Origin of the sequence: Clostridioides mangenotii TR, assembly GCF_000498755.1 — a bacterium.
GTDB lineage: Bacteria > Bacillota > Clostridia > Peptostreptococcales > Peptostreptococcaceae > Metaclostridioides > Metaclostridioides mangenotii_A.
This window is the reverse complement of sequence record NZ_AXUS01000016.1, coordinates 1-25092: the sequence shown is the minus strand read 5'-3', so window position 1 is coordinate 25092 and position 25092 is coordinate 1. Positions and strand designations below refer to the sequence as shown.

22 protein-coding genes and 1 other annotated feature are annotated in these 25092 nt (G+C 31.9%); of the genes, 3 read left to right on the top strand and 19 right to left on the bottom strand.

Annotated features, from left to right (window positions below):
- Positions 1-17: 17 nt before the first annotated feature.
- The 3 genes from prdC to T473_RS0109390 all read right to left on the bottom strand — a co-directional run bounded on the left by prdC (position 18) and on the right by T473_RS0109390 (position 4259).
- Entirely contained in the window at positions 18-1304 is a 1287-nt protein-coding gene (prdC, locus tag T473_RS0109400) for a proline reductase-associated electron transfer protein PrdC (RefSeq protein ID WP_242825908.1), read from the bottom strand.
- Positions 1305-1651: 347 nt separating this feature from the next.
- Positions 1652-3409 carry a sigma-54 dependent transcriptional regulator PrdR gene (gene prdR, locus T473_RS0109395; RefSeq protein WP_024621668.1) on the bottom strand — a complete coding sequence of 586 codons (1758 nt, stop codon included), beginning with the start codon at positions 3407-3409 and terminating at the stop codon, positions 1652-1654.
- An 88-nt stretch (positions 3410-3497) separates the two neighbouring features.
- On the bottom strand, positions 3498-4259 hold the full coding sequence (locus tag T473_RS0109390) for a polysaccharide deacetylase family protein (RefSeq protein ID WP_024621667.1): 762 nt from the start codon (positions 4257-4259) through the stop codon (positions 3498-3500).
- 349 nt (positions 4260-4608) lie between these two features.
- Here T473_RS0109390 and T473_RS0109385 point away from each other — a divergent pair, with 349 nt between their 5' ends.
- Positions 4609-4821: an alpha/beta-type small acid-soluble spore protein gene (locus T473_RS0109385; RefSeq protein WP_024621666.1), complete on the top strand. Its 213-nt coding sequence runs from the start codon at positions 4609-4611 to the stop codon at positions 4819-4821.
- Between the two features lie 179 nt (positions 4822-5000).
- Positions 5001-5555 carry a DUF4364 family protein gene (locus T473_RS0109380; protein WP_024621665.1) on the top strand — a complete coding sequence of 185 codons (555 nt, stop codon included), beginning with the start codon at positions 5001-5003 and terminating at the stop codon, positions 5553-5555.
- Here T473_RS0109380 and T473_RS0109375 read toward each other — a convergent pair.
- A complete protein-coding gene (locus T473_RS0109375) occupies positions 5539-6405 on the bottom strand; it encodes a YncE family protein (RefSeq protein WP_024621664.1) in 867 nt (288 codons plus the stop codon). The two genes, T473_RS0109380 and T473_RS0109375, sit on opposite strands and share 17 nt — an antisense overlap.
- Positions 6406-6568: 163 nt before the next feature.
- On the opposite strand from T473_RS0109375, the gene T473_RS0109370 reads away from it, so the two are divergent.
- A complete protein-coding gene (locus T473_RS0109370) occupies positions 6569-6814 on the top strand; it encodes a TIGR03905 family TSCPD domain-containing protein (RefSeq protein ID WP_024621663.1) in 246 nt (81 codons plus the stop codon).
- Positions 6815-6909: 95 nt separating this feature from the next.
- On the opposite strand, the gene T473_RS0109365 is transcribed toward T473_RS0109370, so the two are convergent.
- The 15 genes from T473_RS0109365 to T473_RS0109295 all read right to left on the bottom strand — a co-directional run bounded on the left by T473_RS0109365 (position 6910) and on the right by T473_RS0109295 (position 25045).
- Complete coding sequence (locus T473_RS0109365; protein ID WP_024621662.1) at positions 6910-8208, bottom strand: bifunctional folylpolyglutamate synthase/dihydrofolate synthase; 1299 nt, start codon at positions 8206-8208, stop codon at positions 6910-6912.
- Between the two features lie 22 nt (positions 8209-8230).
- A complete protein-coding gene (locus tag T473_RS0109360) occupies positions 8231-9244 on the bottom strand; it encodes a S8 family serine peptidase (protein WP_024621661.1) in 1014 nt (337 codons plus the stop codon).
- A 211-nt stretch (positions 9245-9455) separates the two neighbouring features.
- On the bottom strand, positions 9456-10166 hold the full coding sequence (locus T473_RS0109355) for a LytR/AlgR family response regulator transcription factor (protein WP_242825905.1): 711 nt from the start codon (positions 10164-10166) through the stop codon (positions 9456-9458).
- A 271-nt stretch (positions 10167-10437) separates the two neighbouring features.
- A complete protein-coding gene (locus T473_RS0109350) occupies positions 10438-13104 on the bottom strand; it encodes a valine--tRNA ligase (protein WP_024621659.1) in 2667 nt (888 codons plus the stop codon).
- A gap of 56 nt (positions 13105-13160) precedes the next feature.
- Positions 13161-13382 (bottom strand) — a binding site (T-box leader).
- Between the two features lie 146 nt (positions 13383-13528).
- Positions 13529-14359 carry a polysaccharide deacetylase family protein gene (locus T473_RS0109345; RefSeq protein WP_024621658.1) on the bottom strand — a complete coding sequence of 277 codons (831 nt, stop codon included), beginning with the start codon at positions 14357-14359 and terminating at the stop codon, positions 13529-13531.
- A 99-nt stretch (positions 14360-14458) separates the two neighbouring features.
- Entirely contained in the window at positions 14459-15853 is a 1395-nt protein-coding gene (locus T473_RS0109340) for a [Fe-Fe] hydrogenase large subunit C-terminal domain-containing protein (protein ID WP_024621657.1), read from the bottom strand.
- A 136-nt stretch (positions 15854-15989) separates the two neighbouring features.
- Positions 15990-16877, bottom strand: coding sequence for an FUSC family protein (locus T473_RS0109335; RefSeq protein ID WP_024621656.1), 888 nt, complete (start codon positions 16875-16877; stop codon positions 15990-15992).
- Between the two features lie 138 nt (positions 16878-17015).
- Entirely contained in the window at positions 17016-17669 is a 654-nt protein-coding gene (phoU, locus tag T473_RS0109330; protein ID WP_024621655.1) for a phosphate signaling complex protein PhoU, read from the bottom strand.
- Between the two features lie 32 nt (positions 17670-17701).
- Positions 17702-18466 (bottom strand): phosphate ABC transporter ATP-binding protein PstB, encoded by a 765-nt coding sequence (gene pstB, locus T473_RS0109325; protein WP_024621654.1) that lies wholly within the window; start codon positions 18464-18466, stop codon positions 17702-17704.
- Positions 18467-18481: 15 nt separating this feature from the next.
- On the bottom strand, positions 18482-19306 hold the full coding sequence (pstA, locus tag T473_RS0109320) for a phosphate ABC transporter permease PstA (RefSeq protein WP_024621653.1): 825 nt from the start codon (positions 19304-19306) through the stop codon (positions 18482-18484).
- 1 nt (position 19307) lies between these two features.
- Positions 19308-20237 carry a phosphate ABC transporter permease subunit PstC gene (pstC, locus tag T473_RS0109315; protein WP_024621652.1) on the bottom strand — a complete coding sequence of 310 codons (930 nt, stop codon included), beginning with the start codon at positions 20235-20237 and terminating at the stop codon, positions 19308-19310.
- A gap of 381 nt (positions 20238-20618) precedes the next feature.
- A complete protein-coding gene (locus tag T473_RS0109310; protein WP_024621651.1) occupies positions 20619-21449 on the bottom strand; it encodes a phosphate ABC transporter substrate-binding protein in 831 nt (276 codons plus the stop codon).
- Positions 21450-21621: 172 nt separating this feature from the next.
- Positions 21622-23406, bottom strand: coding sequence for an oligoendopeptidase F (gene pepF / locus T473_RS0109305; RefSeq protein WP_024621650.1), 1785 nt, complete (start codon positions 23404-23406; stop codon positions 21622-21624).
- A gap of 22 nt (positions 23407-23428) precedes the next feature.
- Positions 23429-24277: a DegV family protein gene (locus T473_RS0109300; RefSeq protein WP_024621649.1), complete on the bottom strand. Its 849-nt coding sequence runs from the start codon at positions 24275-24277 to the stop codon at positions 23429-23431.
- 120 nt (positions 24278-24397) lie between these two features.
- Positions 24398-25045 carry an MgtC/SapB family protein gene (locus T473_RS0109295; RefSeq protein WP_024621648.1) on the bottom strand — a complete coding sequence of 216 codons (648 nt, stop codon included), beginning with the start codon at positions 25043-25045 and terminating at the stop codon, positions 24398-24400.
- Between the last annotated feature and the right edge of the window lie 47 nt (positions 25046-25092).

Sequence of the window (25092 nt, the reverse complement as noted above, 5' to 3'; positions counted from 1 at the left end):
TTAAAATACCTCCTCTGTTATTTTTTTCTTCTATATAGTCTATGTCCAGCCGCTCTTAATGTATGGTCTGTACTATGGTATACTGGCAATCCTAACCTAGGTGCCACTTGCATCACTGTGTTAGTTCAATCCTCACAGTTAGCTATAAGTACAGCTTCAGCGCCTTGACTTTTTAGCTTAAGAACTGTTTCTGCTTGTCCTGGACAGATTCCAGGTAAGTCACATCTATATCTTCCATTAACTTCTACCATTCTCTTGCATCTTTCTTCTGCAACTACTTCAGCATTCATCATAGAAGCTATTTCTTCTAATCTTTGCTCTTGAGCTCCACATTCACATGCAATTATTCCTAACTTTTTCTTAGTTGTTGGGAATGGCATAGAAACTAATATTCCACCAAGTGTCTTAACTACAGGGCTATCTTCTTCACCGTGTTTACCTGTGAAAGGTCCACCTAAAACGATTTCCCCGTATGGTTTAACAAATCCACCCGCTTCTTCTATGAAGTATTTTACAGGCATTCCTATTGGAACATCTAAAAATACATGACCTTCGTTTTCAGCGCCTTTAACTCTTCCTGCTACAGTTAAGTCTTTAGTTATAACTGGTCTTCTATCTTCTATTGCAGCAACTATATTTTTTATAGTCTCAACATTTGATATTATTGCATTTGCCTCAAGTGGCAATTGACCAGGTACAAGTTCTACACCTAATAGTTCTCTTATGATAACTCTCTCGTCACCAGCTGGGTACATATTAGATAAAAACTTCACTTCTACCTTAGGCTCATTCTTACAAGCGTTTTCTAAAGCAGCGACAGCCTCTTTATGATGTTTCTTTATGGCTATATACGCTTTATCAGCTTTTGTAATTTCAAGCATGTATTTTAAACCTTTAACTATTACTTCTGGGTGCTGTTCCATGAATCTCATGTTGTGTTCAAGAATTGGCTCACACTCAGCGGCGTTTGCTATAACTACTCCACCAGGTAATTCACCTTTTAATTTAACATGAGTAGGGAATCCTGCTCCTCCTGATCCAACTACACCTGCTTCTTGTATAGCTTCTAGGTAAGTGTCAGTGTCTTTTATTTTTACAAATTCTTCAGGTTGATCTTCATCAGCCTCTATAAATATAGAAGCATCAGTAATGTCCACTACTTTACCATATACACTTGAGTGAATATTGGCTCCAAGTCCAGTTGGTTCAGCAATAAGTTGTCCTTTTTTAACAGCTTGTCCTACTTCAACGATTGGTTTACATGGTGCTCCTACGTGTTGTCTTAGTTCTAGTCTAAGTACGATTGTAATCACCCCCTCCTAAATTTATCACTACTAGAATATATTAAGCAACTTGCGTGCCAACTTTATCAGTTAAAGTTTTTTTCTATAGTGACATTTTATATTATAGCATTTATTAAGGTGTTTGCTATATTTCAAATTTTACCTTTTTTAATTTCATCATAGATTTAACAAAATAAATCATTTGAGTTTCTAGACTTTACAGGGATATTTTGTCGGATTTTGGACACTTTTGTTGTATTAATGATCAAATTCATTGATAAAAAATCGTCAAACCTATGATTTTACTAGATCGTTAATTTTTTTTCATATTTCGTCAAGAATTAGTCATATGTCTGTTTTTCGACAATTTAATTTTTCTGGAATTTTATATTGTATTGTTCTATCTTATAATAAAGTGTTGTTCTGGGTATATTCAATATCTTAGCGGCTTTTGCCTTATTGCCATTAGCCATTTTCAGAGCTTTATTAATATTTTTTATCTCTAGTTGTTGAGTGGCTGTAGTCAAATCTAAAGGGTAGTCTTCTTCAATAGCTATCTGTTTTGTCTGCTCTATTAAATAGCTCGGGAGGTCATTTACATCTATTGTATTTGAATTAGAAAGAACTACAATATTTTCAATAGTATTTCTAAGCTCCCTTATATTTCCTTTCCACCTACAACCTTCTAATACTTCAAACGCTTCCTTAGTAATATTTAAAATAGGTTTGTTATTTTGTAAGCAAATTTCCTCTAGGAAACTGTGTACTAGCAAACCTATATCCTCTTTACGTTCTCTAAGCGGTGGTATATTTATCTCTACTACATTTAATCTATAATATAGATCTTCTCTAAATGTTTCTTCTTTTACCATGGCCTCAAGATCTTTGTTAGTGGCAGATATAACTCTTACATTTATTTTTATAGTAGTATCCCCACCGATTCTTCTAATTTCCTTTTCTTGAAGCACCCTAAGAAGTTTTGCTTGCATATTTAACGGTAAATCTGCAATCTCATCCAAAAATACTGTTCCATCTCTGGCCAATTCAAAAATTCCAGACTTTCCCTTCTTGCTTGCTCCTGTAAATGCACCTGATTCATACCCAAAAAACTCACTTTCAAATAGTTCATTTGGAATAGCACTACAGTTAACTGGTATAAACTGGCCTTTTCTATTGCTGTAATCGTGTATTGCTCTAGAAAAAACTTCTTTCCCCGTACCACTTTCTCCGCAAATAAATATACTACTGTTGGTCTTTGCAACTTGTTTTGCTATTGACTTAGCCTTTTCTAGTTTGTAACTTTTTCCTAATATATCGTTAAAACTTCCCTTTGATAGGTTTTTAACTTCATCTTGTAGGTATTTCAACTTATCATGAGTTTGTTCTAGTTCTATTGATAAATTTTTAGCTTCAGTTACATCGACTTCCGTACAGACAACTCCAATAAATTCATCTTTGAAAAATATTGGTTTCGCATGAACAAGTCCGTGCATTCCCTTCTTTTTATATGTGTAGTATACATCGCTCATACTCTTCTTAGTATTCAGTACTTTCTCAGAGACCGTTCCCTCTAGAAAATCACTCATCTTACTTCCAACTATTTCTTCAGATTTAATATTATAACGATCCTCCATGAATTTATTCCACAGTATTACAACACCCTCTTTATTTATAGCGCATATACCCTCTTTTATCTCACCTATGATATACTTCAAAGTTATTCCGTAGTCTTCTAAGTGCATGTAAAGATAGTCTCTGATATGCTCTTGTGTCAGCACTCCAATTATCTTTTTATCTTCCATAACAGGAAGTATACCTATTTTGTTTTTTATCATTAGGTCTCTACACTCGTCGAGATTTATCCCTTTTTCTACAGTGATCACATTTTTCTTCATAACTTGATCTACTGTTTTGCTTTTGCTCTCTTTAGAATTATCTAGATGATGTATATCAGTCATAGATATAATACCCTTTAAATCATTCTGGCCATCTATTACAACTAAAGTTTTTCTATTTGTCCTTATCATTTCGTTTATAACCTCTTGAATAGACAAACTTGTATTTACAGAAGCGATTTCCAAATCCATTACTTCATCTACTTTTTTTACTTCTGGAATAGAAAACATAACTTTCCCTCCCCCGATTGATGTATACTTTAATTTTAACACAATCTACAGTAAAATTATTAAAAATAGACTTCTTAATATTAATTATTTATTTTCGCTTCTGTTCGCCATTCGAATCTACTGTGTAATTATCTTTATATATAACATTTGACACGTTATCCATTTTATATCCATCTTTTTCAAGTGTAGTAAGAATTGTATCTAAATAGTTTTCTACTCCTTCAGCATCGGCGTGAAAAAGTATAATAGATCCAGGTCTAACATCCTTTACAACTTTTTCAATTACATGATTTGCGCCTATTTCCTTCCAGTCTGTCGAATCCAAATCCCATTTCACTACTTTATATCCAAGTTCTTCACATACTTTTAGAGACTTAGAATCTGTATCTCCATAAGGTGGTCTAAAAAGCATTGTGTCTACACCAGTTACTTCTTTTATTTTTGTTCTAGTAGTTTCTAATTCATTTTCAATGTCTTCTTTTGAAATCTCTTTTATATTTGCATGTGTATTCGAATGGCTACCTAACTCATGACCGTTTGCAGATATTTTTTTTGTGTACTCATTATTGTCATCTATCCAACTTCCAACTAAAAAAAATGTTGCTTTTACATTGTGCTTTTCCAAAATATCCATTATTTTATCTATATTATCAGTACCCCATGCAACATCAAAAGTAATGGCAATTTTTTTCTCATCAGTATCAACTCTATAAATCGCCATTTTAGAATTATCATTTACATCATTAAAGTATTTAATACCATAAGAAAAAGAAAAAACTAATCCAATAAGCATACAAAAGTAAACAACACTATTTATCAATACTTTGGTCCTTCTATAATTTGATCTCATATTATCCCTCCATTAAAAATACCGTATATTTAAACTTATTTTTTAAATGCACAAAAAATTACTGTTAATTCATATAACCTATTTAATTAATTTTAAGATTTAAATAAATAGGTTATATGAACTTTATTTTTTAATTATTTTGACATTATTGCATATTTTTCTCAGTATATATTGTATTTCATTTGGACAAATTACTATTAACATCACATTGATAAAAAAGTTGTCAGGCTAAATTGTGAAGAGTATGTTCTTGGACATTATAAGCAGGCATTCAAACAACATCGTTTACAATCTGATATCTCTTTTATAAAAGTGTTGTTGACATCAAATACCAAGGAGGATGATTACTATGACAAATTCAAGTTCAAACAACAAAACAGTTGTACCAGAGGCTAAAGCTGCTTTAAACCAAATGAAATTGGAAATAGCTAACGAATTAGGTTTATCTAACTACGAAAGTATAGATAAAGGTAATTTAACAGCTAGAGAAAATGGATATGTTGGTGGATATATGACTAAGAGATTAGTTGAAATGGCCGAAAGACAAATGGCTGGAAAATAACTGCAAGTAAATAGTAATTTCTGACATCCAGGGATATAAATAGGGTACCTATATAGGTACCCTATTTTACTTTTATCTTTATTAAACATTATGAATTATCATTAAATTGTACTTTCAATTTTTTGCTTTTTAGTTTAATATATTAGTAGATTGTAAAATAGTTTTGGAGGATGATAAGTATGTTTGAAAACTCATCTGAGGAATTAGCATACCACAAGCTTTTAGTTTTATATATTTTAAGGAAAATTAACACTGATTTAACTAACTCTCAAATAACACAAGTTGTTCTTGAGACAGAAATGATAAATTATTTTTCACTTCAACAGATGCTATCTCAACTGATGGATTCAAAACTTTTAAAGATCCACAAAAAAAACGACAGAGAGTACTACACGCTTACTCAAAAAGGGTTAGAGACTCTTGAGTGTTTTTCTACAAGGATACCTGAAAACGTTACTGAAAAAGTTGACCATTATATAGATGTAAACGGTGAAAGTCTTTTAAATGAAACCCAAGTGAAATCGAGTTTTGTAAAACAAAGTGAAAACGAATTTATCGTAAATCTAAGAGTTATAGAGAATCAATCGAATTTAATAGATTTAAATTTAAATGTTTCGTCTCAGAAACAGGCAAATCTAATTTGTAACAATTGGAAAAACAATGCATCTTACATGTACGCTCAGGTAATTGACTTACTTGTTCGCGATACAAAAGAGCCTACAGACACAATATAGCTGTAGGCTCTTTGCCTACTTTAATAGTCTTTACCAAATTGTGATTATTGGTTTCGTACACCTTAATACAGTTTCTATCCGTATCCGACACCAAAAGAATCTCCTCATCTTCTGGTATTGCAAGACCTTGAGGAACTCCGTTCACGCCTATGTCGTCAATTTGTTCTCTAGTTTTATAATCAAATATCTTTACACATCCATATCCTAAGTCTGTTATATATATCTTTTCTCTAGTATAATTAAACCTAACTTCTACCGGCAATAGGAAATTATCCATAACTTCTTTAATCTGTAGATTAATTTTATCAAATATCACAACTTTTCCATCAAGTGTTGGAACATAAATATCTCCATTTAAATGATCTAACCTCAAATGCCACAGTTTATAATTTAAAGTTACACTTTTTTCTACATATTTATCTATCATATCTATACATGAGATGGAGTCATTAGATGGAACATACAACTTTTTATCTCTTTCACTAAAATCAAATCCATGCGGCATCTCACCAACTTTTATAACCGCCACAGGTTCAAGTGTCGATCTGTTTAATACATAAATGCTGTCTGAATCCCCATTGGATATAAATATATCGTTATCATTTAGCAAAATTTGATTTAAGCTTCCTCCTATCGATGCACTCTCTACAACTTTCCCACTCGATAAATCTAAAACGTAAAGTACTCCATCAGAAAGACTTGGCACATAGATATAGTTTTTATCTTTATCAATGCAAAAATGATGAGGGTAAATATTTTCGTCAAGGAGAATCTCTCTTTCTAATTCTAGTGTTTTTCTGTCTATTACACTTATACTCTTTGACAAATAATTAGAAATATAAATTTTCAAGTTAAACCTCCTCTCACAACCCCTAAATTATATATACATACTTAAATAAATATGATATCAAAGGCAATAATGTTATCAATTAATTTAATTTGCAATAATATAGTTAAGTTGGTATCATGTTAATATTAATATATAAAAATATCATAGAATTGGAGACTTAATAATGAAAATAGTTTTTAAACCATCTGGAGTATGTTGCAGAGAAATGAATTTCGAAGTGGATGATAACAATATAATTACAAGCGCTGAATTTATTGGCGGATGTAGTGGTAATTTATCAGGGCTAAAGAGCCTAATAATTGGACAAGACGCAAAAGATGTAGCTACTAAACTTGAAGGGATTCACTGTGGTGATAAATCAACTTCATGTCCAGACCAGCTATCAAAAGCAATAAATCAGTCACTTTAATATTAAAAGTGACTGATTTTTTATTTTTGCTATATAGATTTTATTTTACTTTGTATTTATCTTACTTATCTGTAATTTGCCTGTACTTATAGGCATTAATTTTCTTCTTTTATTATTGCTCTAATCGAACCTATCATATATAATGATCCCGCTGCAATTATTACATCGTCTTCATTTGATTTACCAATAGCGTATTCTACAGCGCTATTTATATCTTCAATTGCAACTACATCTTCTACATATTTAGAAATCTTTTCTTTTAGTAATTCCGGTTCCATAGATCTATCACTTAAAGGATATGTAGCGACTACCTTTTTAAAATATGGAGTTAATACTTCTAAGACACTGTCCACGTCTTTATCCTTTAACATCCCTATAATCAAAATACATTTTTTACCCGTAAAGTTCTTTTCTAACACTTTAGCCAAGGACTTTGCTCCATCTAAATTGTGAGCTCCATCTATTATAAATAGAGGTTTTTCTTTTATAACTTCGATTCTACCTGGCCACTCCGTTTTAAGTAGCCCGTTTTTTATATTGTCTATGCTTATATTAAATTTATGATTTTTATTTAAGTACTCTATTGTATTTATAGCAAGAACTGAATTTCTTATCTGATGCTCTCCAATAAGAGCTATCTCTATATTTTCATACTTAAAATCAGAGCTGGTATAGTTAAATACTTGTGACTTTACATCACTTTTAACAACTTCTATGGAGCTAAATTCAACGTCTATAAACTCTGCATTTTTTTGTTTACAAATATCTTTGATTACTTCTTCAGCTTCTCTTAATTGTTCATATACAATGACCGAACCATTTTCTTTGATAATACCAGCTTTTTCGTATGCTATTTTCGGGACAGAATTACCTAAAACTCCAATGTGGTCTAAGCTTATCGATGTTATTACACTAACTAACGAACTGCTTATTACATTAGTTGCATCATATCTACCGCCAAGTCCAACTTCCAGTACTACATAATCAACTTTACAATAATTATAATAATAAAATGCCATAGCTGTTACTATTTCAAACTCTGTAGGATTTGAATAGCCTTCTTTTAACATAATAGAAATCTTTTCATCTATTAGTTGTACTATTCTTGTAACCTCTTCTCTTGATATTTCCTTTTTATCTACTCTTATTCTTTCAGTAAAATTTTCTAAATAAGGAGATGTGTAAAGACCTACACTGAAACCTCCATCTATTAGTATGTTGGATATAAATGAACAGACAGATCCCTTTCCATTTGTCCCAGCTACGTGAATTATATTTAAATTTTCTTGAGGGTTCCCTAGCAACTCTAATAACTTAGATATGGTTTCTAGACCTAATTTTATTCCGAACCTATTAGTATTCGAAATATACTTTAATGCTTCATCATAATTCATTTTATTTCCTCCGCTGTAACTATTAACCTTTTATATACGTCTCAACAAGCTCTGTAATAGAATATATTGATAATAAATCGTGTCTCGATATATTCATAAAATCAAACTCAATGCCAAAATATTCTTCAAACTTTCTCAATAAACAATAACAATTGTATCTGTTTAAACCAATATGTTTATTGAACAAACTACACTCATAAATAAAATTATCTACTTTTGGTATATTTAAAAACTCTTTGATAATATCTACAACAGTTAAAAATAATTGATTATCATTTTTGTATAGATCAACTTTAAAATCTGGATACCTCTGAGCCTCTTTTAAATCACTGCTAGTCCAATTATTTTTCTTAGATAGAATTTCAAGCTTTTTATTTAAACTCTCAAACGACAACATTGGGTTTTCGTTTAATAGCCTTGCGACTTTACCTGTTAACTTTGCAGCTGCATAGCTATTGCAACAGTCAGATAGAGTATAGTTATTATCTGTATTGCAAACCATCCTTGGGATTGAATCTATAACGCACTGTATCTTTGCTTTTTCATTGTACCAAAAGATATTTTTTTTATTTAGTATACACCCTTTTACACCTATAACACCTGAAAAAATAGCTGGATAACTTTCATAAGCTGTATTATCTGTAGGACATATAACTATTTTGTCCTTTTCATAAAGCTCACAACATATTTCATGAAGTCTTTTGATATCTTTGCCGTCTTTTACCGAAATATTCATAAGAACTATTCTTATATCACTTTCTAATATGAAGCGCAGTCCTTCCTCTATAAGCTCTAAATTTGAATTTCCAAACTTATCTAGTACCTTCACTGCAATTAACTCAACACTGTTAAGCTCTTTCTTTATTATAGAAGCACATGCGGTTCCATGTCCATTCTCATCACCATAGCTATCTGTTTCAAACATATAATTATGGATACATTCATAACTTATTCCTGTAATCTTATTATCTTTTAAATAGTCATGATACCTATAAATACCTGTATCAAAAATTGCTACTTTTACTTTATTATCCATATAAATAGACACCCCATCATTAAGATATTTACTATTGATCTACAATCATCAAAACTTTAATAATGCAGCTAAAAAATAGTATGAAGAAATTATCTACCCCTCTAATATATTTTTTAAATACAAAAGCTTTAATAAAGAATACAAACATATACATATAAATCAAACTTTACACTTAATAAAAAATCGGATCTATTAAACTACAGCTATATTTCTACAATGTTGCTCCTAAAGCTGAAGCTAGTTTAATCTTCAAATCCTTCAATCTGTGTTTACTAATTGGAATTAAATTATCTCCCAGTGTGATCGTATTGTTTTCGATTATATCAATTTTTAATAAATTTACAATATAACTAGTATGACATCGATAGAACTTCTTCTGATTTAGCATCTTCTCTATCTGTTTCATACTCATGCTATGTCTATAATCTCTATATTCAGTATGAATTACAACATCTCTTCTATCAGTTTCAATAAACAGAATATCATCTACAATAATTTTAGTTGACTCTTTTTTACTATTAAGCAGTAAATACTCGTCTTTTTTCTCGAGCAACATGTCAATACAAGGATTTAAATTATCTTTAAACTCTTCATAGCTTTGGCATTTCATCAAATATCTATATGCGTTTACTTCGTATCCATACCTTGCGTAATCAGCAGAAGCAGTCATAAAAATTATTTCGACTTTTTTATCAAATTTTCTAATTTCTTTTGCAGTTACAATACCATCCATCTTATTCATTTGAATATCTAACAATATAAGATCAGCATCTTTGGGATAATTATCTACTAATTCCTCACCTGAAGCGAATTCTATGATTTCATATTTAAGTTTTCTGCTTTTGAGAACACTATCTGTCAGATCTCTTACAACTTTCCTAGCTACGGCCTCATCATCGCAAATTAATACTGTTAACATCATTAATCACCCCAATTGTCAATTACTATACTTCAATCAACATGATAAGTTCTATTTAAATAGATTTTAACATATATTGACAATTATATCACTCATTATATGCGCTTATTTCAATATATTCTGACTATGTAAAATTGCACTAGCATGAATATATTGGTTTATCAAAAGCTTGAAAATATACTTCTTTTAAGACTATATTAAAAGGAAATAGACGTACCAAATATAATTTGATACGTCTATTAAAACTATAAGCTATCTTTTTACCCAATAAAAATTAATTAGTTTTCGCGTTTAAATTTATAAGTCTTTCTTCTACAGATTTAAGCATATCCTCAAACTTATCTTTTTTAGCCTTTTCTTCATCTACTAAGCTTTGAGGTGCTTTAGCTAAAAATCCTTGGTTAGAAAGCTTTCCATTTACTCTCTTTATCTCTTTTTCTATATTATCTTTTTCCTTTGAAAGTCTTTCTATTTCTTTTTCGAAATCTACAAGTTCTGCAAGTGGTATAAATATTTCTCCTCCATCGTTAACAATACTTACAGCATCTTCTGGTATTCCAGATTTATCTCCTATTATTTCTACTGTTGAAGCAGAAGCCAAAGTAGTGAAATAGTTCTTTCCAAGTTCAAAAGCTTCTTTTGAGTCATCATTAGGAACTATAATAACTTTAGCTTTCTTAGATGGTGGAACATTCATCTCAGATCTAACATTTCTTATACTTCTAATTCCACTCATTATAGTTTCCATCATGTCTTCTTCTCTTGCCATGCAATCTTCTTCAGTATATTTAGGCCAATCTGCTACTATAATAAATCCTTCCGAACCAGGTATATGAGTGTAAATTTCTTCTGTAATAAATGGCATATATGGATGAAGTATTTTTAATACTTTCTCTAAAACATAAGTTAATGTATAAAGAGCTGATTTTTTAGCTTCTATATCTTCACCATAAAGTCTAGGTTTTACTATCTCGATATACCAATCGCAGTACTCTGACCATGTGAAATCCGAAATTTTTTGTAGAGCTATCCCTAAGTCGAATTTATCCATATTTTGAGTAGCTTCTTTAACTAAGTCATTAGCTCTAGATATTATCCACTTATCTCCTAGAGTTAAACTGTCTTTAACATCTTCTCTAGTTATATTTTTAAATTCATCGCCTTCTATATTCATAAATACGAATCTAGATGCGTTCCATAGCTTATTTGCGAAATTTCTAGCATATTCTACTCTTTCCATGTAGAATCTCATATCATTTCCCGGGGAATTTCCTGTTATTAATGTATATCTTAGCGCATCTGAACCGAATTCACCGATTATATCAAGAGGATCTATACCATTTCCTAGAGATTTACTCATTTTTCTACCTTGAGAGTCTCTTACAAGCCCATGAACTAGTACGTGATCAAATGGTTTTTCATTCATACAGAACATTCCTGCAAATGCCATTCTTACTACCCAGAAGAAAATTATATCGTAACCTGTTACAAGTACACTTGTTGGATAGTAGTAATCTAATTCTTCTGTTTTATCAGGCCATCCAAGAGTAGAGAAAGGCCAAAGCGCAGAACTAAACCATGTATCTAGAACATCTTCATCTTGTTTTAAATTAGCGCTTCCACACTTACTACATTTTTTAGGTGCAGAATTAGCAACCATTATTTCCCCACAATCTTGACAGTAGTAAGCAGGTATTTGATGCCCCCACCACAACTGACGAGAAATACACCAGTCTCTTATATTCTCAAGCCACTGTAGATAAGTCTTATCAAACTTGTCTGGTACAAGTTGAAGATCTTTATTATTTAATATATCTATAGCTGGCTTAGCAAGTTCGTCCATCTTAACGAACCATTGCTCAGATAATCTTGGCTCTACTACAGTATGACATCTGTAACATGTACCAACATTGTGGTCGTGCTCTTTTATTTTAATTAAGTATCCAGCACCTTCAAGATCCTTAACTATGGCTTTTCTACATTCAAATCTATCCATGCCTTCGTATTTTCCACAAAGCTCATTCATAGTTCCATCTTCATTCATTACATTTATCTGCTCTAGATCATGTCTTTGACCAACCTCAAAATCGTTAGGATCATGCGCTGGAGTCATCTTAACTACACCTGTTCCAAACTCCAAATCAACATAGTCATCAGCTACAATCTTTAATTCACGCCCTACAATCGGTAGTATTGCTGTTTTCCCTATATATTTTTTATATCTTTCATCTTCTGGATTTACTGCTATACCAGAGTCCCCTAAAATAGTTTCTGGTCTTGTAGTCGCTATTTCTAAGAAATCATCGCTATCTTTAAGTAGGTATTTTATGTGATAAAAGTTTCCATCTTGATCTTCATACTCAACTTCGGCGTCAGATAGTGTAGTCTTACAATCTGTACACCAGTTAATTATTCTATTTCCTCTGTATATTTGACCTTTTTCATAAAGTTTTACGAAGAATTCAGTAACAGATTTGTTACACCCTTCATCCATTGTAAATCTCTCTCTATCCCAGTCGCATGAGTTTCCAAGTTGTTCAAGTTGATTTACTATTTTTCTACCGAATTCATTTCTCCAGTCCCAAGCTCTATTTAAAAACTCTTTTCTACCAAGTTCGTACTTAGTTTTTCCCTCTTCTGCTTTGATTCTTTCAACAACCTTAACTTCAGTCGCTATAGATGCGTGATCTGTTCCTGGTATCCATAGTGCTTCAAAACCATCCATACGTTTCCATCTGATAAGTATATCTTGAAGAGTGTTGTCTAGTGCATGCCCCATGTGTAACTGTCCAGTTATATTTGGCGGCGGCATAACTATTGTAAAAGGCTTCTTATCAGGATTTGGTGAACTCTTAAAGTATCCTTTATCCATCCATGTCTTATACAGTCTTGATTCAAAATCTTTTGGATTGTACGTTTTTGCCATATTGATTTCTTTCATAAATTTTACCTCCTATTTTGTTAATTTTCGACAAATAAAAAAGAGCTTTAAGTCCAACAAAGGACGAAAAGCTCGCGTTACCACCTTAATTCCAAAGCATATCATATACTTTGGCTCTCAAAAGAATTTAACGGTTCAACCCGTCCAAACCTACTATTATTTCAGTCTAGAAACTCCGAAGCTACCTTCAGTAAATCTGTACTTAGGAAATCTTTCAGCCGGTGAATTTCCCTCTCTTAAAGCAGTTTTTACTTACTCCTCTTCATCACAGTATTTAATGTAATTACTATTATACAACTATTATTCATTTTGTCAATTACTTTTTGATTATTTTCAGAATTTTCTAAATCAGTTATCATAATTAATCTATATTTGAATAGACTCTCTTTAGTTTATCTTATAGACCTTATTCTCAATTTTAAAATTACTTCAAATTCTCTCTCCAGTAGTTTTTAGGAATTTCATTTTCACTTATAGGAAGAATTGTGTAATCTCTCTCTTTCAATATTTCTATGATACTGCTTAGAGCTTTTACGCTCTGTTCTTTTTCATGTATGAGAACTACAAGTTCATCCCTCTCTCTGCCATAATAAAGTACATTGCTGACTATCTGATCCTCACTGGATTTCCAGTCTAGTGTATCTAAATTCCAGTCCCAAATCAAGTATCCATTGGCAACTAGTTTTTTATAAGAACTCTCTGGCATATATGGCTTACTTCCATACGGCAACCTTATTAAATTAGATATTTGACCACTTATTTCTTTCATAGTATTTTTACAAGTTTCAAATTCATCTAAAGTTGCCTGAGGTGTCTTATAAAGCATTTTTACATCGTGTGATACACTGTGAAAACCTATACTATTCCCCTCATCTACTATCCTTTTGACTTCTTTTTTATAGCTTTTCATATTTCTATCGATGAGAAAGAATGTAGCCTTGACATCATTTTCTTTTAGTATATCCAATAACTCATTAGTATATTTACTAGGACCATCATCTATTGTTATGTAAGCCACTTTTTTCGGAGTAGCTCCAGGTCCTTTATTTTTTTCTTGGGAAGTTTTGTACATTATCTCACTCAGGGTCTTCTTTTGTAAAATTTGGTCAACCTCATTTTTATCAAGCTCAACTGCTGTTGAAGTCTGTACACTTTTACTGCTTTGCTTAGCGACTTCTCTTACACCAATAAAACTAATAAAAACGGCTAGACCAATAATCAAACTAATAATCATCTTCTTGTTTTTTAAATTCATCCCCCAAATCTCCCTCTACTACATACATTAAAACTGCTCAAAATAATGCCTTTTTTAATATTCTATTGTAAATGCAGAAGGTTTATAACTTTATTTGATCTATTTTTTATTTATAAAGTCTCTACTAAATATCTTTTTGACTTGTTCTTCTTCTTTTTCACCTAAAGACTCTAACCTTTTTATACCAAGTGACGTTAAAAATTGAAGTACATTGACATTATCAAATGGCGTCTCCATATTTGTAGCATCACAGTAGTCGTTTACATTTTGAGTCCCTTCTTCTACGCTAATAATCCTCTTCGGTCCTCCGACACATCCTCCGACACATCCCATTCCTTCTATAAATGTAGCTTCAAGCTCTTTATTAATTACTTTCTTCATTCCCTCTTTGCAGCTTTTAGCTCCATCAAATGATGTAGCTACAAATGGGATATCTTTATTCAGTCTCTTAACTGATGTCTCTACTGCTTTACTTACTCCACCAGTCCTAGCATATACTCTTCCAGCCGCTGAAGCTTCAGATCTCTCTTCATCCTCTAGTTCTTGAGGCTTTATCTCAAGGGCGTCAAAAATTTCTTCCAACTCTTTAAATGTTAAAACGTAATCAACTGCGTCTTTAATATCATCTAGAGTAGCCTCTTTTTTCTTCGCAATACAAGGGCCTATGAATACTACTTTTGCATCTGGATCTAAAAATTTAATCGCCCTTCCACAAGCCACCATCGGCGATACAGATGGAGATACATTTTCAATTATCTCTGGAAAACTATGTTGTATTAAGCTGACCCAAATTGGACAACAGCAACTTGTTATAAAGTACCCACTATCTTTATTTTCTATATGGTGTTGATATTCATAGGCCTCTTTCGCAGTCAACATGTCAGCGGCTAGAGATACCTCTATCATATCCTTAAACCCCATCTCTTTTAACGCTGATCTCAATTTTCCCGGAGTAGCTTCCTTGCCGAATTGTCCTACAAATGCTGGTGCAACTATAGCATACACAAGTTTATTATCATCCTTTAGCAGATCAATCATGGGAACAAATTGGATTTTGTCTGATATAGCTCCTAACCTACATGCTGATATACAGTCTCCACATGTGCTACAAGAGGATTCTTCATGGTGACTCATATGTTTATCCCTAACCGAACACGATTCATCCTCTCCGTTGTTTTCGCAGTATTTACACGCATCTTTTATTACCGAAACTATTGGTTCCTTAACTTCTCGCAAATCTTTTGCCTCTTGTAGTATATCTTTTACAGTTTTAGGTGAATCATCAGCCGTCTCTAATCCCATTACTATTCTTATTAGATTTACTATAGTCTGTTTATCAAATTTTTCTTCATAAGAGCTATCTTCATTTAAGATTCTATCTGGTATCTTATCTATATCATCAGTTTTATCGTACCATATTGACTTTACCAGCTCATTGAAGATCAACATCTTATACTTATCGAGTACTTTTACTTCGTTTTTTACATTATTCATAAACTTCCTCCTTGGCTTTGAGCAATTTATTCTATTTATCATTGTTATATTAAAAATAAATAAAAAAAGTATTTCCTGGATTTATACTCAATATAAGTATAATGTTTCCGGAAATACCCTAATTTATTTACATATTTTATAAATCTTCCTCTAAAGTTATAGAAGTGTTCAATTTATTTAAAAATTCGATCTCATACAGTATTTTCATAAGGTGATAATTGAATACAGGACTTTTTTCCTCATCAATAGTCCAATCAAGTTTTTCTACGCCAAAAGTGTCCTTCAAACAATTATAAGTCTCTTCTTTTAAGTACAGTTTATCTTCAAGCAAACATATCGACTGCATATGGAAGTAAATTTCTCTGCATGTATTTATAGTTTTTTCTAATATATCCACATTTGCTTGGCTTAGACTATAGTCTACTTCATCCAAATACTTTGAGTAAATGCTCTCTAATCTTTGAATTACCTCTTTTATCTCAGACGCATCCTTTTCTTCTTTATCGACTATTCTATTCTTAACCCATTCAAGAGTCATATTTTCAATCATCTTAAATTTATCTAATGTATTATCAAAATAATTTGGTCTGGCAAGTACGTAGTTTACTACGACACCAAATACTACTCCGACAGATGTATCCAAAACCCTGTGGATAGAATAATATACTGGGTCGCTTGTTCCAACTCCTAGATGTATTGCCAAAAATGTAACACATCCTACAACAATAGTATTTGCCTTTAAGAGATTACATATATATATTGTAATAATTATACCAATACTACATAAAAACGGATCTCCCGGCTTTATAAGTGCAAATAAAAATCCAATAATACCGCCCAATATAGTCCCCGCAACTCTATTAAATCCAGATTTAAGTGACCCTTTTACAGTATCTTGAACCGAAATAATACATGCAACTGCTGAAAAAAATAAATTTTCTGCTACAAATTTCCCAAGTAACATACAGAAGAATACAGCTATCCCAGTCTTTATAGTTCTCATTCCCAATTTTGGTATTCTCAAAACAATAACCTCCAAAAAGATATTAATTTAAATAATGTCTTTTTAATAACTTTTCATTAGTATAACACATATCGTTATTTTTTTCATTTTCCAGAAACATATACTAAACTTTCAAAATAATTAAAAAAAGAGATAAGATTAACCTATCTCAACCATATCTCCATCTACTGCATATATAATTTGTTCGCATACATTCGTTATGTGATCGCCGATTCTCTCTAAATATCTACCTATAAATAAAAGTTTAACCCCTTGATCTATAGTCTCAGGTTTTCTGTGCATTATACCAAGTGAATCTCTTTTAATAAGAGTATATAAATGATCTACTTCATCATCCATATCACCAATACTATAAGCAAGCTTTGTGTCTAGAGTTTCTAGTGAATGTCTCGTTTTAGCCAACATCTCTACGCATACCTCAGACATCTTAGGTATATCTACAAGGTCTTTTATATATGCTTCCTTAACGATTTCCAACATTTCTTTTGAAATATTTGCTGCATAATCACCTATTCTCTCAAGTTCTATCGCTATATTTGCAAATGCGTATATAATCCTAAGATCTCTCGCCATAGGCTGCTTTAAAACTATAAGCTCAATACTTTTATCTCTTATTTGTTCTCTTAATTCATTTATGATATCGTCGTTTTTAATAACTTCTTTTGCACCTTCTATATCTCTATTTACCATACAAGTAACCGACTTATCTATCGCCACTTCACATTTTTCCATCATAGTGATGATGTACTCTTTTAAATTGTCTATGCTTACATCCAAACTATTAATTTTCATACTTAACACTCCAATTATTTAATATAAAATTATTAACCAAATCTACCTGTTATATAATCTTCTGTACGTTTATCTGTAGGATTAGTAAACATAGTTTTAGTATCTCTAAATTCTATTATCTCTCCATTTAAGAAAAATGCTGTCTCATCAGATATACGTGCTGCTTGTTGCATATTATGAGTAACTATAACTATTGTATACTGTCCTTTTAAACTTGCTATAAGCTCTTCTACCTTAGCTGTAGAAATTGGATCTAACGCAGAAGTCGGTTCATCCATTAGTATAACTTTTGGTTTCATCGCCATAGTTCTAGCTATACATATACGTTGTTGCTGGCCTCCTGATAGACCTAAAGCTGATGATTTCAAACTATCTTTTACATCATCCCAAATAGCCGCTCCTTTTAAACTCTCTTCAACTATTTTATCTAATACTTTTTTGTCCTTTACCCCTTGTATACGAGGTCCATAAACTATATTATCATATATACTCATAGGAAACAAATTCGCCTTTTGAAATACCATACCAACCTTTGTTCTAAGATCTATAACATCTTGAGACTCATAAATATCTTTTCCATCAATCACTATTTTACCGTCTATTGTAACATTTTCAATAAGATCGTTCATTCTATTTAAGGTTCTTAAAAAAGTAGACTTTCCGCATCCTGATGGACCTATCAAAGCAGTTACTTTGTTTTCCTTTATGTCTATGCTTATATTCTTTAGAGCTTGTTTTTCTCCATAAAATAAATTTAAATCTTTAACACTAATTTTCATATTGTTGTCCAAATACATAGTTACACCTCTCGTTTAATAATTAGCTCTATTGAACTTTTTAACTACAAATTTTGTTAAAATGTTTAGTACAAAGACTAGAACTATTAAAACTATACCGACGCCGGTTGCTGCTGATATATCTCCACTTTCTTTTGTAAGCAGATATGAATGAACTGTCAAAGTTCTTGCACTGTCAAAAATTCCACCTGGCATATTTGCTACCGTACCTGCTGTTAAAAGCACTGCAGCAGACTCGCCTATTATTCTACCTACTGATAATATTATACCAGATAATATTCCCGGTATTGCACTAGGAAGTATAACTTTGTACAAAGTTTGAAATTTTGTCGCTCCAAGAGCTAAAGACCCCTCTTTATACACTTGCGGTACTGTCTTTAGAGCTTCTTCAGTAGTACGAATTATCACTGGAAGTATAATTATAGATAATGTCAGTGATCCCGCTAGTATCGAATATCCGATACCTAAAGTAACTACAAAGAATATTCCCCCAAACAATCCGTATATAATAGATGGAATACCTGCTAGTGCCTCTGTTGCGAATCTAACTAATGTAACTAGCTTGCCTTGTTTAGCATACTCTTGTAAATATATAGCACTTAGTATGCCTAGAGGTGTTGCTATTAAAATAGATACAGCTACAGTGTAAAGTGTTGTTATAATCATAGGAAGAATACCACCAGCTCCACTTGAAGAGTACCCACTAGTCAAGAACTGCAAGTCTAACTTCGATATACCTTTTATAAAAATAAAACCAACTATTGACACTAAACATGCGATTGTGAAAAACACTGATAAAAATATTAACGCTTTTAGTAAGTTTTCTTTAAACTTTCTCATTCTATTTAACCACCTTGTTGGAAATTTTATTTAATATAAGATTTAACATTAATATGAATACAAATAGTACTACCCCTGCTGCAAATAACATGTCTTGATGAGTTCCATACGCATAACCCATTTCAAGGGCGATGTTTGTAGTAAGAGGTCTTACACTGTCTAGTAAAGATGTTGGCAATATAGTTGAATTTCCCGCAACTAATATTATAGCCATTGTCTCTCCCAGAGCTCTTCCTAATCCTAAAACTATAGCAGATAAAATTCCCGATTTAGCTGCTGGTATAACTACCTTAAACACTGTTTCGATCTTAGATGCACCAAGTGCAAGTGAACCTTCTTTATATGCTTTAGGCACCGCTCTAATAGCCGTTTCTGATACAGATACAATTGTAGGCAAAACCATAATTGAAAGAACCACTATAACCGCTAATAGAGTTTGTCCCTTTGGCGCATTGAATACACTTTGAATAACTGGCACAATTACCACAACTCCAAATATACCGTATAGAACTGATGGTATACCTGCTAAAAGCTCAATTGCTGGTGAAATTATCTTAGCTACTTTTTTAGGTGCTAATTCTGCGATATACACTGAAGTAAGAACTCCAATTGGGACACCTATAAAAAGAGCTCCTAAAGTACCTACTATTGAAGCAACTATCATCGGTGCAATTCCGAAAACACCTATCGAAGGTACCCACTCATTTCCAAATAAAAATTCTGTAAACGAGTAATGTTCAAATATAAATGGCTTTAACCCTTTATAAAATACAAAACCTATTATTATAAATAAGCACGCTACACCTAAGAGTGCACTGATCATAAATACATGTTCAGCGATTTCATCAATCAAATACTTCAATTTATTCTTGTTTGGTGATTTACTTACGCTTTTTTTATCAAATTTAACATCTCCTGATTTTGCCAACATTTATATCCTCCTTTACAAACACCTACTATATTTAAGAAGCTATAATACTCTGCTTGTTTAAGTTTATTTTTTGTATGTATTATCTATCTTTATTTTATATTTTTAAAGTTAAATTGATGTTATAGAGAAGTTAAGCATCCGTAAAGTTCGTTAAGGTTTATATATCGCCTCTTGAAATATCGAACTATAATATAGGTTTTTATGCAAATATTTCGACCAAGTTTACTTATCTATAATAATTCAAGCGTCTTTCTCCCGCAAACAAGGCCGTTATCTCACTCGAAATAACAGCCTAAAATTAACAAAGTCTATAATATAGAATACCCAAATCGAGCTTCAATTAATCCTCTATTAAATAACTTATAAAAAAATATTTAAACGCTATTTTACACTTACAAATCCGTGTTTTTCGACTACTTTCTGACCTTCATCACCAAGTATATAGTCTATAAATTTCTGACCTTCTTCTGTAAGCTTTTCATCTTTGTATATAAGTAGAAACGGTCTAGATATAGCATATTTATGTGTTTTTACATTTTCACTACTAGGGGCAACACCGTCAATTGATACGCTCTTTACAGACTTGTCCACATATCCCAGTGAGATATACCCAATTGCATTTTTGTTATTTGATACTGTCGTCTTGATATTTCCAGAACCATCGCTTATAAGTGCGTTTTTAACAAGTTCTTCTGGGCCATATCCTACTATTGATTCAAATCCTTCTCTCGTTCCAGACCCGTCTTCTCTAGAAACCACTACTATAGGGCTGTCGTGACCACCTAACTCTTTCCAATTAGAGATTTTACCTGTAAAGATATCTTTAACTTGCTCTTTAGTTAAATTACTTACTTTGTTGTCTCCATTTGTGATTATGGCAATTGCATCAAGGGCAATCTTTGTTTCCGATAAATCCGCTTTTTTCTCATCGCCTTTTAAATCTCTCGATGTCATACCTATCTCAGATGTTCCCTCAATAGTATTTTTTATTCCAGATGAAGAACCTATTTGCTGAACTTCTAAATCAATATCATTGCTCAAAGTTATTTTGTACTCTTCTACTAGAGGTTCCATTACAGCCCCTACTGATGTAGACCCGGATATCGTCACTTTATGTCTATCTCCGTTATTATTATCTTTACTACACCCAACAAATAAAACTCCTGTCAATAGCACTACAGATAAAAATAGTACCTTTTTATATTTAAACATAGATGTTTTCCTCCCATAAAAAAAGTTATTATATAAATAAAGCTCTATTTACATAATAACTAATTTTTGTTAAGCCGATATTACATACTTGTTAAGAAAAAGTAAATACAGCCATTCCTATATTTTTCAATTTTTATAAATTTATTTATCCTTAAAATTATGTTTAGTATTTTTACAGTTCTTTTTCTAATTCATCTACTAAACTTTTAAATACATTTATCGCTTCTTCTACTGATTCTTTTTTCTCCATATCCACTCCAGCAACTCTTAGCTGATTAAGCGGAAAATCAGAACCTCCGCTCTTCAAGAAGTTTATATATCTTTCTTTTGCAGCTTCTTCTCCAGTTAAAATCTGTTTACTTAATGCACTTGCTGCTGAAAATCCTGTAGCGTATTTATACACGTAGAAGTTAGAGTAAAAATGCGGTATCCTAGCCCATTCTAATCCAATTAATTCATCTACTACTGTTGATTTTGAATAGTACTTCTTGTTTAAATCGTAGTATATATTTGTAAATTCCTCTGCTGTAAGAGGTTCTTCTTCCTCTATCTTAGCGTGTGTTATCTTCTCAAACTCAGCGAACATAGTTTGTCTATAAACTGTAGTTCTAAACTGCTCTAGATAATAGTTTAGAAGATATATTTTTTCTTCTTTTGAGTCTGATTTTTCTAGTAAATAATTGATTAAAAGCAACTCATTTAAAGTAGATGCTACCTCTGCTACAAATATCTTATAACTAGAATATATATACGGCTGTGTAGATTTTGAGTAATAGCTATGAACCGAGTGACCAAGCTCATGTATCAATGTAAACAGTGAGTTTAGATCATCTTTATAGCTCATAAGTATATAAGGATGAGATCCGTAGCTACCCCAAGAGTATGCCCCACCTTTTTTACCTTCATTTTCATATACATCTATCCAACCCTCTGAAAAGGCCTTTCTAATTACATTTAGATAGTCTTCCCCAAGTGGCGCTAAAGCGTTTAAAATTATGTCTTGAGCTTCTTCGTACGGTATCTTTATATCATATTTTTCAGTAAGTGGAACGTATAGATCATACATATGTATTTCATCTAGTCCCAAGAATTTTTTCTTTAATTCAATATATTTATTTAGAGTAGGCAAACTTTCATCTATAGCTGAAATCAAGTTGTCATAAACCTCTACATTTATATCGTCTTCAAATAGAGATGCCTCTATCGCCGACTTGTGATTTCTCACTTTAGCATAAAATATTTCAGATTTTATAGCACCGTAAAGAGTCGATGCAAATGTGTTTTTATACATTCCATAAGTATTGAACTCTGCCTCAAAAGCATCCTTTCTAACTCTTTTGTCCTTGTTCTTAATGTATAGAGAGTAATTTGAATGAGATATTCTAACCTTTTCTCCATTTTCGTCTTCTATCTCTGGAAACTCCATGTCTGCATATGCAAGCATATCATATACATTTTCTGGAACCGATGATATTTCTGATGTAGCTGCCAGAAGCTCCTCTTCTCTCTCACTAAGTGTATGAGGTTTATCTCTAAGCAAATCATCGACAAACTTTTTATAGAAAGAAACTTTTTCATCTTTTAAAAATTCATTTAGCAACTTTTCATCCATAGCTAGTATTTCAGGTACTATATACGATGTTGCCATGCTCAGCTCAGCAGATAACATTTCTGTTCTTGAAGCGTCTCCTTGATACGTATTGATTCTCGTATCTTCATGTTGCTTCATATGTGTGTAAACGTATAAATTCTGAACTAATTTAGACGCATTTTCATAAACGCTAAGTGCATTTAAAAAATTTTCTTTATTTTCGCCTAATTTACCTTTGTACTCTTTAACTTCATTTATATATTCTTTTACAGTCTTTATGTCCTTTTCAATGGCTTCTTTGCTCGAATACATTTTATCAAGTTGCCATTTAAATTTATCATCTATTTTACTTCTATCTGTTCCCAATACTAACACTCCTTTTATAATGTTATAAGACAGCTACAAGTATCGCTCCTTCTGATGTAAATGTTCCCATTATAGGTCCTATACTTGCGGTTAATATCTCTTTAAAATCATAATGATCTTCTATATACCTCTTTATTTTTGTTACTTTATCTGGGCAGTTTGAATGTGCGATTGTAATAGATTTACCAGTAACATCTCCGACACTATTTTTCACATAATCAAACAGCTTTTTAAGGCTGTTAACTTCCCCTCTTGCCTTGTCTATAGGTTTTACTAGACCTTCATCTATTTTAATCAAAACTTTGTAATTTAATACACTGATTATTTTTCCTGCAATAGGATTAACTCGACCGCCTTTAACTGCATTTTCTAAAGTATCTAAAACTCCATAGAATACGATATCCTTTTGCTGTTTTTCTATATCTTCGAGTATTTCATCCATACTTTTGCCTTCTTCTATTAGTTTTGCACACTTTGAAATCATTAGTGCAACTCCTATAGATCCGCTTTTACTATCTACTACTTCTATTCTTTTTTCTGGATGTTCTTCTAGGTATAATTGTTTAGCTAGAACCGCATTGCTGTAAGTACTAGATAGTTTAGAAGTCAGTGTTATTACTAATAGCTCTTCGTGATTTTCATTTTTAAAAAGTTCTATAAATCTTTCTGGTGAAGGGCTAGAAGTCTTTGGTAATTCAGCACTTGACCTCATTTTTTCATAGAAAGTGACATCATCAATCTCTAATCCCCCAACGTAAGATTCGTCTCCAAAAGAAACATTTATCCCTACTAAGTCCGGATTTGCTCTTTTTAATATTTCTTTTGGGAAGTCACAAGATCCATCTGTAACAATCTTAATATCTTTTTTCAAACTCTACACCTCAGTCTCATTTGTAATGTATTTATATTGTATTTTTATTATTTGATATACCTTATATTCTATACACTTTGATCAAAATATTCCATCTTTATTTTTTATATATTCTAAAATCTATTCAGTATACTCTATACCTATTATACCATCTAGGTTTGTAATTTCGTGAGTTATAAGTCCTAAAACTATTCTCCTATCGTGAAGCACAGTTAACACAAGTTCCCATGAATCACTATTACAGCACTCTACATTGATATTTTTTATAACAATTTGCCCTTCCTCTAATTTTTTACATATAATAGAAAGCATTTTTAAATCTTCAACTTTTATCCTTATAGTATTTTTTTCATTTCTAAATAAAAATTCAGAACCAACTCTAAGCAAAAATAACGTTATTACTATAGAAAGCCAACCCAATATAGATAGAGTATAATATCCACATCCAATAGCCAGCCCTAGACATGCAGTTGCCCACATTCCTGCGGCAGTTGTAAGACCTTTAACACCCCCCTTAGTCTTTAGTATAGCCCCGGCACCTAAAAACCCTATCCCTGTCAAAACTTGACCTGGTATTCTAGAAGGATCACTGCTTGCATAATCAGCTACAAGCTCAATAGATACTATTGCAGATATACATGCCCCTAGGGCAATTAGTATATGAGTTCTAAATCCTGCAAACTGATGTATCTTCTCTCTTTCTAATCCTATTAGCCCTCCAAGGACTAAAGCTAACACTAATCTAGAAACTATTTCCAACGTATTCATATTGTGTCCCCCCTAGTTTTTATTTATATCTTATATAATTATCAATA

Bases quoted from the DNA above. Each gene is read 5' to 3' on its own strand.
- T473_RS0109355 (WP_242825905.1), bottom strand. From the start codon at position 10,166: ATGATGTTAACAGTATTAATTTGCGATGATGAGGCCGTAGCTAGGAAA.
- T473_RS0109310 (WP_024621651.1), bottom strand. From the start codon at position 21,449: ATGTTTAAATATAAAAAGGTACTATTTTTATCTGTAGTGCTATTGACA.
- T473_RS0109370 (WP_024621663.1), top strand. From the start codon at position 6,569: ATGAAAATAGTTTTTAAACCATCTGGAGTATGTTGCAGAGAAATGAAT.
- T473_RS0109360 (WP_024621661.1), bottom strand. From the start codon at position 9,244: ATGGATAATAAAGTAAAAGTAGCAATTTTTGATACAGGTATTTATAGG.
- T473_RS0109380 (WP_024621665.1), top strand. From the start codon at position 5,001: ATGTTTGAAAACTCATCTGAGGAATTAGCATACCACAAGCTTTTAGTT.
- T473_RS0109390 (WP_024621667.1), bottom strand. From the start codon at position 4,259: ATGAGATCAAATTATAGAAGGACCAAAGTATTGATAAATAGTGTTGTT.
- pstB (WP_024621654.1), bottom strand. From the start codon at position 18,466: ATGTATTTGGACAACAATATGAAAATTAGTGTTAAAGATTTAAATTTA.
- T473_RS0109345 (WP_024621658.1), bottom strand. From the start codon at position 14,359: ATGAATTTAAAAAACAAGAAGATGATTATTAGTTTGATTATTGGTCTA.
- T473_RS0109340 (WP_024621657.1), bottom strand. From the start codon at position 15,853: ATGAATAATGTAAAAAACGAAGTAAAAGTACTCGATAAGTATAAGATG.
- pstA (WP_024621653.1), bottom strand. From the start codon at position 19,306: ATGAGAAAGTTTAAAGAAAACTTACTAAAAGCGTTAATATTTTTATCA.
- T473_RS0109295 (WP_024621648.1), bottom strand. From the start codon at position 25,045: ATGAATACGTTGGAAATAGTTTCTAGATTAGTGTTAGCTTTAGTCCTT.
- phoU (WP_024621655.1), bottom strand. From the start codon at position 17,669: ATGAAAATTAATAGTTTGGATGTAAGCATAGACAATTTAAAAGAGTAC.
- T473_RS0109365 (WP_024621662.1), bottom strand. From the start codon at position 8,208: ATGAATTATGATGAAGCATTAAAGTATATTTCGAATACTAATAGGTTC.
- pstC (WP_024621652.1), bottom strand. From the start codon at position 20,237: ATGTTGGCAAAATCAGGAGATGTTAAATTTGATAAAAAAAGCGTAAGT.
- T473_RS0109350 (WP_024621659.1), bottom strand. From the start codon at position 13,104: ATGAAAGAAATCAATATGGCAAAAACGTACAATCCAAAAGATTTTGAA.
- prdR (WP_024621668.1), bottom strand. From the start codon at position 3,409: ATGTTTTCTATTCCAGAAGTAAAAAAAGTAGATGAAGTAATGGATTTG.
- T473_RS0109385 (WP_024621666.1), top strand. From the start codon at position 4,609: ATGACAAATTCAAGTTCAAACAACAAAACAGTTGTACCAGAGGCTAAA.